The following is a 14,955-nucleotide window of genomic DNA, read 5'->3' as shown; positions in this document are numbered from 1 at the left end:
CCCGGCCACTGCGGTCGGCCCGGTGCACCGCACGCTCCCGGGTCACCGCGCTCGGCCCGGTGCAGCGGGGGACACCGCCCCGGCGATCCGGAGGAACTGTCGGGCGACCGGGCCGAGCGGGCGGTCGACGGCGGTGGCGATGGCGATCTGGTACGTCGGCCGGTTCGTCCGGATCCGGAGGAAACGCAGGTCGGCGGTCTGGTCGGCGATGGACCGGGGGACGAAGGCGACGCCGAGCCGGAGCCGGACCAGGTCCAGGATGGTGGAGAGGTCGTTCATCTGGACGGTGATCCGCCGCTGCTGGACGCCGGCCGAGACGAACGCCTGGTCGACCGCGTTCCGGACGCCCCAACCCGGCGGGAACTCGATGAACGGCTCCTCGACCACCTCGGTGAGGTCGACGCCGTCCCGACCGGCCAGCGGATGGTCTGGGGTGCAGGCCAGCACGACCTCGTCGGTGGCCAGCACCTGGCGGCGGATGCCCGGCACCGAGCCGTGGGTGATCACGACCGCCAGTTCCAGGGAGCCGTCCCGGAGGCGTTCCAGATGATCGAGGGAGCCGCCGGTGCCCGGCGCGGTCAGCCACATTTCCACCAGCGGAAACTCGGCCCGGAAGGCGGCCAGCGCCTCGCGCACCCGACCCGGGGTCAGGCCGTAGAGGATGCCGAGGCGCAGCCGACCGCGCAGTCCCTGCCCGGCCTGGGTGACCACCTCCCGGGCCGCCTCGACGGCCGCGAGGATCCGGACCGCCTCGGGCAGCAGGGCCCGTCCGGCCTCGGTCAGCTCGACCCGTTGGGTGGTCCGGGCGAACAGTGTCGCGCCGAGTTCGCGTTCGAGTACGCGTACGGCGGTGGAGACGGCCGACTGGGCGACCCGGAGCCGCTCGGCGGCCCGGGTGAAGCTGCGTTCCTCGGCGACGGCGAGGAAGACCTCGATCCGGCGGATCTCCACCGGCCAATCATCTCACAGACAGATAAACCCATCCGGTTTTTATATTGGAGAGGGATGGTTCCCGGACCAGACTCGGCGCCATGTCTCGCACCACCCACCGGGTCGGATTCGCGCTGGTCGCCACCGCGTACGGCGCGACGATGGCGGCCGGCTCCGTACCGACCCCGCTCTACGTCCTCTACCAGCACCGGAACCACTTCGGTACGACGATGGTCAGCGTCGTCTCCGCCGTCTACGTGGTCGGCGTGGTGGTCGGACTGCTGCTCGCCGGAGCCCGGGCCGACCGGGTCGGACGCCGTACGGTGCTCGGCGTCGCCCTCGTCGTCCAACTGCTGGCCTGTCTCGTTTTTGTGCTCTGGCCGGCGCTGTCCGGCATCCTGCTCGCCCGGGTCCTCTCCGGGTTGTCGATCGGCCTGCTCTCCGGACCGGCCACCGCGTACCTGATCGAACTGCACCGCGCCGCCCGCCCGGAGGCCGCCCGGGAACACGCCGAGATCGTCGCGACCGCGGCCAACCTCGGCGGCATCGCGGCCGGCCCGCTGCTCTCCGGTCTGCTCGCCGAGTGGGCCCCGGCGCCGCTGCGGCTGCCCTTCGTCTCGATCGGTGCGGTGCTGGCGCTGGCCGCGCTGCTGGTCGCCGTCGTACCGGAAACCGCCCGGCCGGTCGTCCGGCCCTGGTCCCGGCCGCTCGCCCTGGCCCCGGAACGCCGGCTGCTCTTCCTCGCCTCCTGCCTGGGCGGTCTCGTGGCGTTCGCGATGTTCGGCCTGTTCAGCGCGCTCAGTCCGTCGTTCCTCGCCGGCACGCTGGGGCACACCTCGCACGCCCTCGCCGGCCTGGTCGCGTTCCTCGGCCTGGGCGCCGGTGCCGTCGCCCAGCTCGGCCTGCGCCGACTGCCGCCGCGCCGGGCGATGACCACGGTGGTGGTCCTGATGCCGCTCGGCCTCGGCCTGGTGGTCGGCGGGGTGTGGGCGACGGCGCTCGTCCCGTTTGTCCTCGGCGGGGTGCTCACCGGTGCCGGCGCCGGGCTGCTGTTCCGGGCCTGTCTCACCACGGTCGTGCAGCTCAGCCCGGTCGAGCGTCGGGCCGGAACGCTCGCTACCCTGTTTGTCACCAGTTATGCCGGTCTGGCCATTCCGGTGATCGGGCTCGGGATCGCCAGCCAGCTCGCCGGACCGCGTGGCGCCCTCGCCGGCTTCGCCGCGCTCGCCCTGGTCGGCCTCGCCGCCGTCGCCACCGTCCGGCTCCGTCCGGACCCGCCACCGCTCTCCTCCGCCGGTGCCGCGCTCTAGCGGCATCCGGCAACCGATCCCACCTCACAACTGGAGTTCCTCCGTGTCCCGTACGGTCATCCGCAACGCCCACGTGGTCACCCTCGACGACCAGCTCGGCGACCTGCCCCGCGCCGACATCGCCATCGAGGACGGCACGATCACCACGATCGGCGCCGATCTCGACACCACCGGTGCCACCGTGATCGACGCCGCCGGCAAGGTCGCGCTGCCCGGCCTCGTCGACTCCCACCGGCACGTCTGGCAGGGGGCCATCGGCGGCGCCGGCGGCAAGGTCTCGCTCGGTGGCTACTTCGGGATTGTCCTCGCCGGCCTGCTCGACAGGTACGAGCCCGCGGACGTCTACGCCGGGGTGCTCTGGGGCGCCCTGCAGGCGATCAACGCCGGCATCACCACCGTCGCCGACTGGTCCCACATCGTCACCACCCCGGAGCACGCCGACGAGAACGTCCGCGCGCTGCGCGACTCCGGCATCCGGGCACTGTTCCTCTACGGTCCGCCGGTCGGCCAGGGCGTGATGCGCTGGTTCCACGAGAGCACCGAACGGCACCCGGCCGACGTACGTCGGATGCGGAACCTGCTCGCCGACGACAGCGCCCGGGTCACCATGGGCCTGGCCCTGCGCGGCCCCGAGTTCGCCACCCCGGAGACCACCGAGTACGACTTCCACCTCGCCCGCGAGCTGGGGGTGCCGATCAGCATCCACTCCGGCATCCCGGGCTACTTCCTGAAGTACCGCACCATCGAGACCCTGGACCGGCTGAACCTGCTCGGTCCCGACGTACACCACGCGCACGGGGCGCAGTTCGGCGACGCCGACCTCGCCCGGATCGCCACCACCGGCGGTGCGATCACGCCGTGCCCGACCGTCGACATGTCGATGGCGATGGGGACCTTCCCGGTCACCGGCCGGGCACTCGCCCAGGGTCTGACACCCGCGCTCGCCACCGACACCGTCGCCGGAGCCGGCACCGACCTGTTCAGCGAGATGCGGGTGGCGCTCGCCGCCGAGCGCAGCCGGGCCAACGCGGCGGCCCTGGAACGGGACGAGCCGCCGGCCACGGTCGACCTGGACCAGCGTGACGTGCTGCGGTTCGCCACCGTCGCCGGCGCCGCCGCCTGGGGCATGCAGGAGCGGATCGGCACGCTGAGCCCCGGGAAGCGCGGCGACGTGATCCTGATCGACGTGGACCGGCCGCACCTGGCGCCGCTGAACGACCCGGTGACCACGATCGTGCTCAACGCCGGTCCCGCCGACGTCGACACCGTGCTGGTCGACGGGGTGGTGGTCAAGCGGGCCGGCCGGCTGGTCGGCCCGATCGCCGAGCGGGCCCGGGAACTCATCGCCGACTCCCGCCACCGGCTGTTCGCCCGGGCGAACCTCGCCGACGTGCTCGGCCCGAACTGGGCTGCCTGAGCGGCGAGCTTGTGGCGTCGACGACGGCGGTCGGGGCGCGCAGCCCGCGTACCCGTAACCGCAGCACCGCCTCCCGCATGGCGGCACCGTCCACGAAGAACGACACCCGTACCGCCCCGATCCGTTCGGGTACCGGAAGATGGAGCACGCCGCCCCGCTGGCGGCGGGTGGCCTCGATCGCCTCCTGCACCAGTTCGGGGGTGAGCAGTTCGTGGCAGAGCGGGGCCCGGACCGCGCGGATGGTCTCCTGCGCCCGTTCCCGCTCGTGTTCGGCGAGCAGGCCGAGGACGGCGGCGTACTCGAGCATCAGGGCCAGGTCGATGCCGACCGCGAGGCCGTGCGGCAGCCGCGCGCGCATCTCCAGTGGCCCGACCAGCAGGTGTCCGAGGTCGACCGGCCGGCTCAGCTCGTGCTCCCGCAGGTTGGGCTGCAGGTGCCCGAGCATCGCGGTGATGGCGGCCCGGGTGACCGGCACTGCGTTCGGGCCCTGGAATCCGGTCGCCAGGAGTTCGGGTGACCACCGCTCGTACAACTGCCAGAGCTGGCCGCCGTCGATGAGGGCCATCTTCATGACCTCCATCAGCCCGGCGCGGGTCACGTCCGGCGGACAGCCGCGTAGCAGCGCGAGGTCGAGGGCGACGAGCAGGGGTGGGTGGTAGACGCCGATGCTGTTCTTCCGGTCGTCGAGGTTCAGCGCGCCCTTGACGCCGATGCCCGCGTCGACGTACGCGGTCGGGGTGGTCGGGACGACGGCCAGCGGCAGGCCCTTCCACAGCCAGGCGGCGACGCAGCGGGCCAGGTCGGCGACCGCGCCGCCACCGACCACCACCACCAGGTCGCGACGGTGTGCGTGGACCTGGATGGCGTCACAGAGCCGTTGCAGCTCACCCAGGGTCTTGCAGCCCTCGCCGCCGCGTACCGGATAGCTCCGGTGCACGACGCCGTGCTCGTCGAGCAGTCGGGCCAGCGCCCGCCCGTGGTGTTCCGCACCGGAGTCGACGATCAGGTGCTGCCGGCGGGCCAGCGCGGGGATGTCGTCGCGGTGCAGCAGGCCGGGTGCCTCGCGGATCGTGTATTCCATGCCCTCGCCGCGGTGCCGTACGCACCATTCGCGTTCCGGACCCGATCGGATGTGTACGCCGTCCGGACCGCGTACGGGTGCGCCGAAATTCGCCGCGTCAGGGACGGAAAAACGGCGGCGAAAATTGATCCGCATCATTGCGCGGATGCTAACACCGGCCCGTGTGAGACGTCCAGAGGTGGTTGTCGATGTCATTTCTGGTGGCCTCTGCGGCGCGAATGCGGCCGGAACGAACACGGCGGACGGTTGTACCGGGTGGTTGCGGGTAAGCAGCGGCGACCCCGAGTCGGACAGGAGATCCAGCATGCGGACCAGACAGCTCGGCGACAGACTCGAGGTCTCCGCTCTCGGACTGGGCTGCATGGGCATGAGCGACTTCTACGAGCCAGGGGACGAACAGGAGGCGATCGCCACCATCCACCGCGCGTTGGACGCCGGTTGCGTCTTCCTCGACACCGCTGACGCGTACGGGCCGTTCCGCAACGAGCGGCTGGTCGGCCGGGCCGTCACCGGACGGCGGGACGAGGTCGTGCTCGCCACGAAGTTCGGCATCGAACGCGACCCGGAGAGCGGCACCCGGAACATCAACGGCCGGCCGGTCTACCTCCACGCGGCCTGTGACGCGAGCCTGCGACGGCTCGGCGTCGACCACATCGACCTCTACTACCAGCACCGGGTCGACGTCACGGTGCCGATCGAGGAGACCGTCGGCGCGATGGCCGAGCTGGTCCGGCAGGGCAAGGTACGGCACCTCGGCCTCTCCGAGGCCTCGCCGAGCACCATCCGGCGGGCGCACGCCGTGCACCCGATCACCGCCCTGCAGACCGAGTACAGCCTCTGGTCGCGCGACCCGGAGGACGAGATCCTGGCGACGGTACGGGAACTCGGCATCGGCTTCGTCGCCTACAGCCCGCTGGGCCGGGGCTTCCTGACCGGCCGCTGGCGCAGCCCTGACGACTTCGCCGCCGGCGACTTCCGGGCCGGCAACCCCCGCTTCCAGGGCGAGAACTTCCAACGCAACCTCGACGTCGTGACCCGGGTCCACGAGATCGCCGAGGAGAAGGGCTGCACACCGGCCCAACTCGCGTTGGCCTGGGTGCTCGCCCAGGGCGAGGAGATCGTGCCGATCCCGGGCACCAAGCGGATCGGCTATCTGGAGGAGAACCTCGGCGCGCTCGACGTCACGCTGGCCGCGGCGGACCTGGCCCGGATCGAGGAGGTCGCGCCGAAGGGCTTCGCCGCCGGCACCCGCTATCCGGACATGACGTCGGTCAACGGCTGACCGCCGCCCGGCGGGCGGTACCCCGTGACGCCGCGCAGCCGGGTCACCTCGTGACGGAGATCGTCTGCTTCGCCAACTGGTACGCCGGGAGCATCGCCTCGAACTCCTCGGTGTCCATGCCGCCCAGGGTGATCAGCACCGTTCCGTACCGGGTCGCCGCCACCAGGGCCCGACCCCGCTTGGACTCCCCGGTCAGCTCGCTCCCCTCCAGGTACGTCGCCTCGGTGGCACGCAGCGGACCGGCCAGTGTGTCCCGGTACTGCAGGTCGGTGAGCTTGCCCTGGGCGGCGAGGAACTCCTCCAGTCCCTTGCGGGCCCCGATCACGGCGCCCCGGTCGACGATCCAGACCCGCAGGAAACCGATGTTGCCGGCCGGCTTGGCGTCGATCTCACAGACGGCGGTGGAACCACCCTGCTGGATCAGTTCGGCGAGCTCCGGGTGGAACTCGATCGGCTTCGGCTTCCACTGCGCCGGCAGGTCGAAGGTGACGGGCAGTTCGCAGCCCGCACCCTTGGGGCCGACCTTGGTCGCGGCGGCGGCCGGGGCGACATCGTCGTACCAGGGGGCTCCGGGGGCTGTCGAGGTCGCGGTCGGGTTCGCCGCGGCCGCCGCGTCGCCCGGCGACGGTTTCGGATCGTCGGCGCAGCCGGCCACCAGCCCGACGGTGAGGGCGGCCAGTACGGCCACCCGGAGATTTCTCGGCACGCTCTGCGCTCCTTGTCGAGTTCGGCCGGGAAAGCAAACCCGAGCGCTTGTCGCCGAGTCAAACGGGTTGCCCGGAGATCAACGGGTGCCCGGAGACCCGACGACGGCGACCACGGCGACGACGGCCGGCCCACCCCCGGGACGATCGACGGCGGCGGCTACCGGTCCTGCCCGTTCCCGGACGTGCCGGTGGCGCGGGGACCGCCGGGCCGGGAGTCGCCGGTCGGCCACGCCGCCCGGGTCAGGGCCGGCAGTTCCCGACGGCGGTGGACCAGCAGCACCAGGGCCAGCGCGGCGTACGCGATCGCGACCAGGTACCGGACCGTCTGGGTCGGGATCGCGAACTGCACCGCGAAGAGCACGAACAGCAGTGCCGCCTCCAGGCGGGAGATCCGCAGGTTCATCAGGATCGCCACCCCGAGCAGGGTCTGTGCGGTGGTGAGGTACAGCTCCTCGGTCTGCCGGGCGTCCAGCGGCAGCCCGTCGAACTCGCCGCCGCCGAGGTAGAAGGCGAGCGGCAGGCAGGCGATGAGCAGCGTCCACTGGTTGAGCTTCGCGGCCAGCAGCGCACCGAGCCCGTCGTCGGCCCGCCCTCGCAGCGCGAACGCCACCGCCACGATCACCTCCGGTGCCTCCGAGGCGACCGGGGCCAGCCACTGCACCAGCAGGAACTCGTCGATGCCGAGCGCCGAGCCGGCCTCGACGAGGGACTTGCCGAACGGCTCGGCCGCGCTGAGCACCACCACGGCGGCCGCGACGAACAGCACGATCACCGTCGTCCGTCGCCGTACCGTCGGCTGGCCGGCCAGGGTGGCGGCCACTCCGACCAGTGCCTCCTCGGTCTGCGCGGTCCGGCCGATCCGGGACAGGTAGAGCGCGAACAGGCCGCCGAGCACGATGCTGTCGTACCAGGCGAGCCTTCCGGTGATCGGGATGACCAGGGCGTAGACGGTCGCGATCAGCAGGTAGACGGTCTCGGTCCGGCGGTGCGGCGCGAGCCGTACGCCGTTGCGGTCGCCCGGCTGGCCGCGTCGGCGTACCGCCCAGATGGCGAAGAAGACCAGCAGCGGCCAGGCCACGCCGATCAACAGCCGGTTGGCGCCGGTCATGTTCGCCAGGGCGAAGGCGGAGTACGCCGGGTCGGAGCCGGCCACGTAGGCGAAGTAGATGTCGATGGCGTACTCCGGAAGCACCGCCACCAGCGCGAGCAGGGCGAGCGCGAGATTTCCCGGAAGGTCGACCCGGGCGATCTCGGACGCCCACATCAGCAGGGCCACCGCCGAGAGCACCGCGATCCCGAAGACCGCCATGCCGACCAGCGCCGGAAGGTGCCGACCGGAGAGCCGGAGGGCGACGGCGGGTACGGCCACCGCGACCGCGATGCCGACCCGGAGCAACGCCGTCCGGTTCGACATCGTGACATCGAGCCTCACCCGCATCGCCGCCACCCCCGTCGGCATCGAGCCTGCCGGACCGGGCGGTCGGGTTGTGGCGGAATCGGCCAGATCGACGGTTGACCCGGGTGTCAGGCGCCGAGCCGGGACCGGTTGGCATCCCGGCCCCGTCCCGGCGCGGTCGTCCCGGGTTCAGCTCTGCGACAGTTCGGTCACGTCCCGGAGGTTCGCACCGGTCGGCGGCGCGAACGCCTTGCCGTCGACCTTGTCGGAGTACCTGACCAGTTCGAGCGAGACCTCCTCGCCGGTGTTCGCCGTGCCCCTGAACGAGGCCAGCACCCCGGACTCGGTGACGCAGACCGAGAAGTCCCGCAGCGAGCCGACCTGATCGCCCTCGGCCTCGCTGATTCCGGTGACGGTGGCACAGAGCGACGGTTGACCCGCGATCGTCTTCTCACCGGTGTCGACGTCGGTGCCGGGCACGATCGCGGCGGCGGCGACGAGGGCGAGCGCGAGTTCCGGGGTGAGATATCCGGGCCCGCCGACCGTGGCGACCAGTTCGGCGTCCGGGCCGGTCGTGCCGCCACCCTGGTTCGCCAGCCGCTGGCACTCGTCGGCGGCACAGACGGTGACGTGTTCCGGTGTGTGGATCAGCCACGAGTCGCCGTTGCGGGTCGCCGAGTTCGGCGGCTGCTGGGCGTACGTGACCTTCTCCGTCCGGCCGGTTTCCCTGTCGGTGGCCCGGTACTCGGCGGTGTAGGTCAGCTCGGCGGCCCGGCCGAGCCGGTCGGCGAAGCTGGACAGGGCGTTCGCGGTGTCCACGACGTTCTGGACGGTGTCGATGACGCCGCAACCGGCGCCGAACAGGACGAGGGTCGAGAGGGCGACCAGGTGGCCGGCGACGCGGCGACGGAGCCGAGTCATGCGACGTGGCGAAGTCATGGCATCACTGTGTGACCGGTCGGCCGGCCGGGGGTGTGGTCGACGACGCAGACGGCACGAATCCGGTAGGTGCCGGTGCCGTACCGCCCCGGGTCGGCCGTGCGGTAGGTTGTCCGGGTTCGGCCGCTACGACCCGAGGAGGTGGGACCGATTTTTGCCGTGACCGGCGCGGTGCTCCCACCACGCGGGCCGCTGCCCCTTCGGGGTTGACCGGGCCGCGGTGACGCAGGAGTGCCGCCAGGCCCCTAAGGATCACCCATGTACCGAACCGGTTCTGCCAGTTCCCGCGGTTGTCGCACCGCCGGACCCGACGTGTCCGCCGACCCGCGTGTCGATCCCGTTCCGGCCACGGCCGCCGCCGACCTCGGGCTGACCGCGGCCGTCGTCGACCGGCTGCGGGCCGCCGGGTGTGTCTTCGCCGAGGACGAGGCCCAGCTCCTGATCGACGCCGCGTCGAGCCCGGCGGTGCTCCGGCAGATGGTCGACCGCCGGGTCGCCGGCCTGCCGCTGGAACACATCGTCGGCTGGGTCGACTTCTGCGGTCTGCGGATCGCCGTCGACCCCGGGGTCTTCGTACCGCGTCGCCGTACCGAACTGCTCGCCCGGCAGGCGGCGACGCTGGCCAGGCCGGGTGCCACCGTACTGGATCTGGGCTGCGGGTCGGGAGCGATCGGGGTGGCGGTGGCCAGCCTGGTCGCCGGTGTCGAACTGCACGCGTCGGACGTCGAGCCGGCCGCCGTACGCTGCGCGGCGCGCAACCTCGCCCCGCTGGGCGGTCAGGTGTACGCCGGCGACCTGTACGACCCACTGCCCGCCGGACTCCGTGGCCGGATCGACGTCCTGGTGGCGAACGTCCCGTACGTGCCCAGCGGCGCGGTCGGGCTGCTCCCGCCCGAGGCGAGGATCCACGAGCCGCTGGTGGCCCTCGACGGTGGCCCGGACGGCCTCGACGTGTTGCGTCGGGTGGCCGCCCGGGCCCGGGAATGGCTCGCGCCCGGCGGTCACCTGCTGCTGGAGACGAGCCGGGCCCAGGTGGAGACCGCACTCGGGGTGCTGACCGCAGCCGGGCTCGCCCCGCGGATGGTCGACGACGAGGAACTCCTGGCGACCGTGGTCATCGGCCGCCACTGACCCGCGACCGGCATCCGGCCGGCACCCGGGGCGCCCGCCGCCGGGTGCCGGCCGCCGGGTGCCGGCCGTGCTCGTCGAGAGGACCGTGGTCGGCCGCCCCTGACCAAAGGCCGCGTCGGCCCGTCCTCGGTCAGCCGGCCGTCGCCGGTGCGCCCTCGGCGGCGCCGAGGGCGGCCAGGACTGTCGAGATCGTCGCCGCGTCTCCGGCGAGGTGCGCGGCGAGCAGTTCGGCGAAACGTTCCGCCGGCAGCACCGGTACGCCGAGTGTGGTGGCCTTCTCCGCCTTGCTGCCGGCACCTTCACCGACCACGACCAGGTCGGTCCGCTTGGAGACCGAGCCGGACGAACGGCCGCCGAGCCGCTCGACCGCCTCGTTGCCCTCGTTGCGGGTCAGCCCCGGCACCGAACCGGTGACCACCACCGTCATCGGGGTACCGTCCGGCCGGCGCAGCGGCAGCGCGTTCGCCGCCGGGGTACCGGAATCGCCACCGTCGGTGTCGCCGCCTCCGGCGGCCCCGGACGGTGGGCCGGAGACGCCCGGCTCGGTCATGTTCACCCCGTGCCCGGCCAGCTTGTCGATCACCGGGGTCAGCTCGACCAGCTCTGCCGCGATGGTGACAGCCCGCTCCGGCCCCACCCCCTCGACCTGCTGCAGATCGGTCACCGAGGCGCCGAGCAGCGCCTCCATGGTGCCGAAGTGCCGGGCCAGCCGGCGTGACATGGAGCGGCCGGTCATCCGTACGCCGAGGCCGGTGAGGACCCGGGACAGCGGCTGCGCCCGGGAGACGTCGATGTTCGCGACGAGCTTGCGGGCCGACACGTCCCCCAGCCGGTCGAGGGTGACCAGCACCTCCGGGGTGAGGGCGTAGAGGTCGCCGGGATCGGTGACGAGCCGGGCGCCGACCAGCAGGTCGATGATCTTGCTGCCGAGTCCCTCGATGTCCATCGAGTCCCGGGCCGCGTAGTAGGCCAGCGACTCGCGGGCACCGCAGGCCCGCCCCTGCAGACAGCGCCAGCGCTTCTGCGAGCGGTCGATCTCGCCGCCACAGCGCGGGCAGTCGACCGGCGGCTCGTACGGCGTCGAATCCGCCGGCCGCTCGTCCAGCTTGGCACCGGTCACCTCCGGGATCACGTCGCCGGCCCGCCGGACGAAGACGGTGTCCCCGGCCCGAACGTTGCGGCGTACCAGGTCGTCGAAGTTGTGCAGGGTGGCCGAGGTGACCGTCACCCCACCGACCTGCACGGGTGCCAGCACCGCGACCGGGGTGATCACGCCGGTGCGCCCGACCTGCACCTCGATCCGCAGCAACGTGGTCGTCCGGGTGTCGGCCGGGAACTTGTACGCGACTCCCCAGCGGGGCGCCCGGGTCCCGGACCCGGCCAGCTCCCGGTCCGCCGGCGCGTCGGCCTTGACAACCGCGCCGTCGATGCCGAAACCGAGCTCACCACGGCGGGCGTAGAGCGCGTCGACGGCGGCGAGGATCTCCTCCAGGGTGCCGCAGAGCGGCATGCCGGCGGCCGAACCGGCGGTGGTGGCGACACCGAGCCGCTCGACGTACGCCATGATCGCCGAGTGCGGCAGCGGGTCGGTACCGGCGGCCCCCTCGGGCAGGCCGTGCACCGAGTAGGCGAGGAACGACAGCGGCGCGTCGTACGCCCGGTCCTGCGCCCGCAGCGTGCCGGCGGCGGCGCTGCGCGGGTGGGCGAACGGCGGCTCGCCGTGCCCGGTCCGCAGTTCGTTGGCGAGGGCGAAGTCCGCGTCGGTCATGAAGACCTCGCCCCGGATCTCCACGGTCAGCGGCTCGCCGAGCTGCTCCGGCAGGCCGACCGCCCGACGGGCCTGGCTGGTGACGTCCTCACCGGCCCGGCCGTCGCCCCGGGTGGCCACCTGGGTCAGCCGGCCGTCGACGTACCGGGCGGCGATGGCGAGACCGTCGATCTTGGGCTCGACCGTGTAGCCGGCGACCGGCCGCCCGAGCAGCTTTTCCAGCCGGGTCGCCCAGCGGCCCAGCGCGTCGGCGCCGAAGACGTTGTCGAGGCTGAGCATCGGTTCGCTGTGTACGACGTCGCCGACCATGCCGACCCCGGCCGCGACCAGGTCGCTCGGCGAGTTGTGTGCCTTCCACTCCGGCCGGGCGGTCTCGGTGGCGACCACCCGGGCCAGCAACGCGTCGTACGTCGCGTCGTCCATCGCCAGATCGGCCCCGTTGTAGTACGCGGCGGCGGCCGACCGGATCCCGGCGAGCGCCGCCGCGTAGTCCGCCGGATCGTCGAACGGCGTCGCCCGCCCGGCGTCCACCACCGGCTCCGCGACCGGCACCACCACCGGCTCACCCGTATCGAGCACCGTCGACTCCGCCGGGTCGACCACCAGCTCACTCATCCCCGTACCCCTCCTCCGTCCGGCCGCGCCCAGCCTAGAGACCGGGTACGACGACCCCCGCCCAGCCACGGCCGGGGTTGCCACCGTCCGGGCCGTACGCGGACGGCCGCCGGTCGCCCATCTGTTGTTGCGGACGTCGGCCTGTCGACCCTGGTCGGCGACCTAGTCTGAGCTCATGTCGGAGCCCGGACAGCGCCCGGAGAGCGTCGGCACCGTGGTGGTGGCGGGGCTGGCCAACCTGGTGGTGGCCGTGGCCAAGGCCGTGGCCGGGGTGCTCTCCGGCTCGGCGGCCGTACTCGCCGAGGCCGCGCACTCGGTCGCCGACACGACCACCGAGGTTCTGCTCTTCGTGGCGTTGCGCCGGGGTTCCAGGCCGGCCGACGACCAGTACCCGTTCGGGCACGGCCGGGAGACCTACCTCTGGGCGTTCACCGCGGCCGTCGTCACGTTTGTCGTCGGTGCCGGTTTCTCCATCCTGCAGGGCGTGGAGGCGATCCAGTCCGGGGAGGAGCAGATCGACCCGCTGGCCGCGTACCTGGTCCTGGCCTTCTCCTTCGTCGCCGAGGGAATGTCCCTGCTCCGCTCGGTGCGGCAGGTGCGGCACCGGGCGCACCGGTGGCGGCAACCGTGGCTGCAGGTTGCCCAGCACACCCCGAACACCACGCTGAAGGCGGTGCTCCTGGAGGACAGCGCGGCGCTGGTCGGTCTGGTGCTGGCCGCCGCCGGGGTGGGGTTGTCCGAGCTGACCGGCAGCGCGTTCTGGGACGGGCTCGCCTCCATCGCGATTGGCGCACTGCTGCTGGTGGTGGCGACCACGCTCGCCTACAGCAACGTGGTCCACCTGGTCGGACGCTCGGCCCGGGCGGTGGTCCGGGAGGAGATCCACGGGGAGCTCTCCGCCGTACCGAACGTGCGCGGGGTGGACCAGTTGCTGACCCTGCAGCTCGGCCCCGAGGACATCCTGGTGGCGGCGAAGGTCAACTTCGCCGACGAGGCGAGCCGGGGCGAGATCGAGATCGCCGCGGACGAGGCGGAGCGCCGGCTGGTCGCCCGCAACCCCGCGATCCGGTACGTCTTCCTCGACCCGACCCGGCGTATCCGCTGACCCGCCCGGCAGTCGGGCCGGCGCGTCCGTCGACGGCCCGACGGCCGGGCCCGGTCAGCCGGAGTAGCCGCGGGTGGCGGCCCAGTTCGCCAGGTTGATCGTGCTCATCCAGTACGAGCTGGCACCGTTCACGTTGGCCGGGTCGGCGATCTTGACGGTACGGCCGTCGTCCCGGTACCCGACCACCGTCAGGTAGTGACCGCCGTCGTACGAGTGCGGCACGCCCGCCGTGTCGGTGGCGGTGCCGATCACGTTCACCACGACCGGGTGGTCCGTGGCGACGGCCCGGGTCACGTCCGCCTGCAGCCGGTCCATCTCGGCCGGGGTGGCGACCTGCTGCGGGATCGGTCGGGTGCGGTAGAAGTCGGTTCCCCCGACGCTGTTCAGCACCCGGGTGGTGTCCTCGGCCGAGTCGGTGCCGTTGACGGTGGTACCGAGCCGGTTCGCGATCTCGTCCTGGCTCGGCGCCGGGCCGTGTGCGCTGAGCGCGATCCGGGTGGCGGCGGGGCCGCAGTAGTAGAAGTTCGGCTGGGCCTGGTAGTCGACCGTCAGCTCCTTGGCCGGCGGCGCGGCGACGGCGGTCCCGTCCTGGCCGCCGAGCGCCAGGGCCGGGCCGGCCACCGAGCCGGCGACGACCGCGAGCCCGGCGACACCGAGTGCCGCTGCGCGCGTGGTGGGCGGGGTGATGGCGGTCAGCCACCGGACCCCGCGAACGAGGGTGCTGAGCATTCCGGCTCCCTTCCGGTCGCGTGTCGGTGGGGGGCCGTCACGTCCGGTGGCGGTCGCGGAAGCGCTGCCACCGGGTACGGCTGGCCCGCCTGATCGGGGCGTACCAGGGGGCCAACGCCGATCGGGAGTCCGACATTCCCGCATTTGTCCGGGCGATTGACGAGGGTGGCAACCCCGATTTGGCGTACGGGTTCCGGGCGTGTAACTTTCTCGCTCGGCAGGGAACCGGGCGAGCCAAGCGGGAAACCGCGGCGGCCGGCCTGCCAGCCCCGAAGGACTTCAGCGGTCACTCCGCTGTGCCCAGAGGGGTGCAGGGCCCCGCCGGGGAAGCACGACAAACCGGGAGATACCGGTTTGACGAGGCGAAAACGGTCGGGTAAGGTTTACGAAGCGCCCGGGGGAAACGCCGGGGGCGGGAGCAAGAGCCCCGAGTGGTTGGTCTTAGGATCTGCTGGTCGGTGTGTGTTTGTTCTTTGAGAACTCAACAGGGTGCTTGATAAGCCAGTGCCAAATTGTTTGTTTGGCAGCAAGTGTTTAATTTGTTG

Annotated in this window: 12 protein-coding genes; 5 read left to right on the top strand and 7 right to left on the bottom strand. The window is 72.4% G+C overall.

The window, feature by feature from the left end; genetic code table 11:
• Positions 1–42: 42 nt before the first annotated feature.
• Positions 43–951: a LysR family transcriptional regulator gene (locus ABGB21_RS32470; RefSeq protein ID WP_347681073.1), complete on the bottom strand. Its 909-nt coding sequence runs from the start codon at positions 949–951 to the stop codon at positions 43–45.
• 80 nt (positions 952–1,031) lie between these two features.
• Here ABGB21_RS32470 and ABGB21_RS32465 point away from each other — a divergent pair, with 80 nt between their 5' ends.
• Together ABGB21_RS32465 and ABGB21_RS32460 are read left to right on the top strand one after the other, a co-directional pair.
• Positions 1,032–2,240 carry an MFS transporter gene (locus ABGB21_RS32465; protein ID WP_347681071.1) on the top strand — a complete coding sequence of 403 codons (1,209 nt, stop codon included), beginning with the start codon at positions 1,032–1,034 and terminating at the stop codon, positions 2,238–2,240.
• A gap of 43 nt (positions 2,241–2,283) precedes the next feature.
• Positions 2,284–3,657: an amidohydrolase family protein gene (locus ABGB21_RS32460; RefSeq protein ID WP_347681069.1), complete on the top strand. Its 1,374-nt coding sequence runs from the start codon at positions 2,284–2,286 to the stop codon at positions 3,655–3,657.
• Here the strand turns inward: ABGB21_RS32460 and ABGB21_RS32455 are convergent.
• Positions 3,581–4,738, bottom strand: a complete 1,158-nt coding sequence (locus ABGB21_RS32455) for an iron-containing alcohol dehydrogenase (RefSeq protein ID WP_347654585.1) — start codon at positions 4,736–4,738, stop codon at positions 3,581–3,583. The two genes, ABGB21_RS32460 and ABGB21_RS32455, sit on opposite strands and share 77 nt — an antisense overlap.
• A gap of 304 nt (positions 4,739–5,042) precedes the next feature.
• Between ABGB21_RS32455 and ABGB21_RS32450 the strand changes: the two genes are divergently transcribed.
• A complete protein-coding gene (locus tag ABGB21_RS32450; protein ID WP_347654586.1) occupies positions 5,043–6,020 on the top strand; it encodes an aldo/keto reductase in 978 nt (325 codons plus the stop codon).
• A gap of 43 nt (positions 6,021–6,063) precedes the next feature.
• On the opposite strand, the gene ABGB21_RS32445 is transcribed toward ABGB21_RS32450, so the two are convergent.
• The 3 genes from ABGB21_RS32445 to ABGB21_RS32435 all read right to left on the bottom strand — a co-directional run bounded on the left by ABGB21_RS32445 (position 6,064) and on the right by ABGB21_RS32435 (position 9,062).
• A complete protein-coding gene (locus ABGB21_RS32445; protein ID WP_347654587.1) occupies positions 6,064–6,726 on the bottom strand; it encodes a lipoprotein in 663 nt (220 codons plus the stop codon).
• A gap of 158 nt (positions 6,727–6,884) precedes the next feature.
• Entirely contained in the window at positions 6,885–8,165 is a 1,281-nt protein-coding gene (locus ABGB21_RS32440; RefSeq protein ID WP_347681067.1) for a sodium:proton exchanger, read from the bottom strand.
• Between the two features lie 147 nt (positions 8,166–8,312).
• Positions 8,313–9,062 (bottom strand): hypothetical protein, encoded by a 750-nt coding sequence (locus ABGB21_RS32435; protein ID WP_347681065.1) that lies wholly within the window; start codon positions 9,060–9,062, stop codon positions 8,313–8,315.
• A 369-nt stretch (positions 9,063–9,431) separates the two neighbouring features.
• Between ABGB21_RS32435 and ABGB21_RS32430 the strand changes: the two genes are divergently transcribed.
• The gene (locus ABGB21_RS32430) at positions 9,432–10,193 is read left to right on the top strand and encodes a putative protein N(5)-glutamine methyltransferase (protein WP_347654600.1); all 762 of its coding nucleotides are present in this window, start codon (positions 9,432–9,434) and stop codon (positions 10,191–10,193) included.
• 130 nt (positions 10,194–10,323) lie between these two features.
• Here ABGB21_RS32430 and ligA read toward each other — a convergent pair whose 3' ends face one another.
• Complete coding sequence (gene ligA, locus ABGB21_RS32425) at positions 10,324–12,576, bottom strand: NAD-dependent DNA ligase LigA (RefSeq protein ID WP_347681063.1); 2,253 nt, start codon at positions 12,574–12,576, stop codon at positions 10,324–10,326.
• Between the two features lie 175 nt (positions 12,577–12,751).
• Here ligA and ABGB21_RS32420 point away from each other — a divergent pair, with 175 nt between their 5' ends.
• Positions 12,752–13,681, top strand: a complete 930-nt coding sequence (locus ABGB21_RS32420; protein ID WP_347681061.1) for a cation diffusion facilitator family transporter — start codon at positions 12,752–12,754, stop codon at positions 13,679–13,681.
• Between the two features lie 54 nt (positions 13,682–13,735).
• Here the strand turns inward: ABGB21_RS32420 and ABGB21_RS32415 are convergent, their stop codons facing one another.
• Positions 13,736–14,410, bottom strand: coding sequence for a C39 family peptidase (locus ABGB21_RS32415; RefSeq protein WP_347654592.1), 675 nt, complete (start codon positions 14,408–14,410; stop codon positions 13,736–13,738).
• Positions 14,411–14,955: the final 545 nt, after the last annotated feature.

Origin of the sequence: Plantactinospora sp. B24E8, from assembly GCF_039871735.1 — a bacterium.
GTDB lineage: Bacteria > Actinomycetota > Actinomycetes > Mycobacteriales > Micromonosporaceae > Plantactinospora.
Note: the sequence above shows the minus strand (reverse complement) of the source record. Positions and strands in the feature narration are given on the sequence as shown.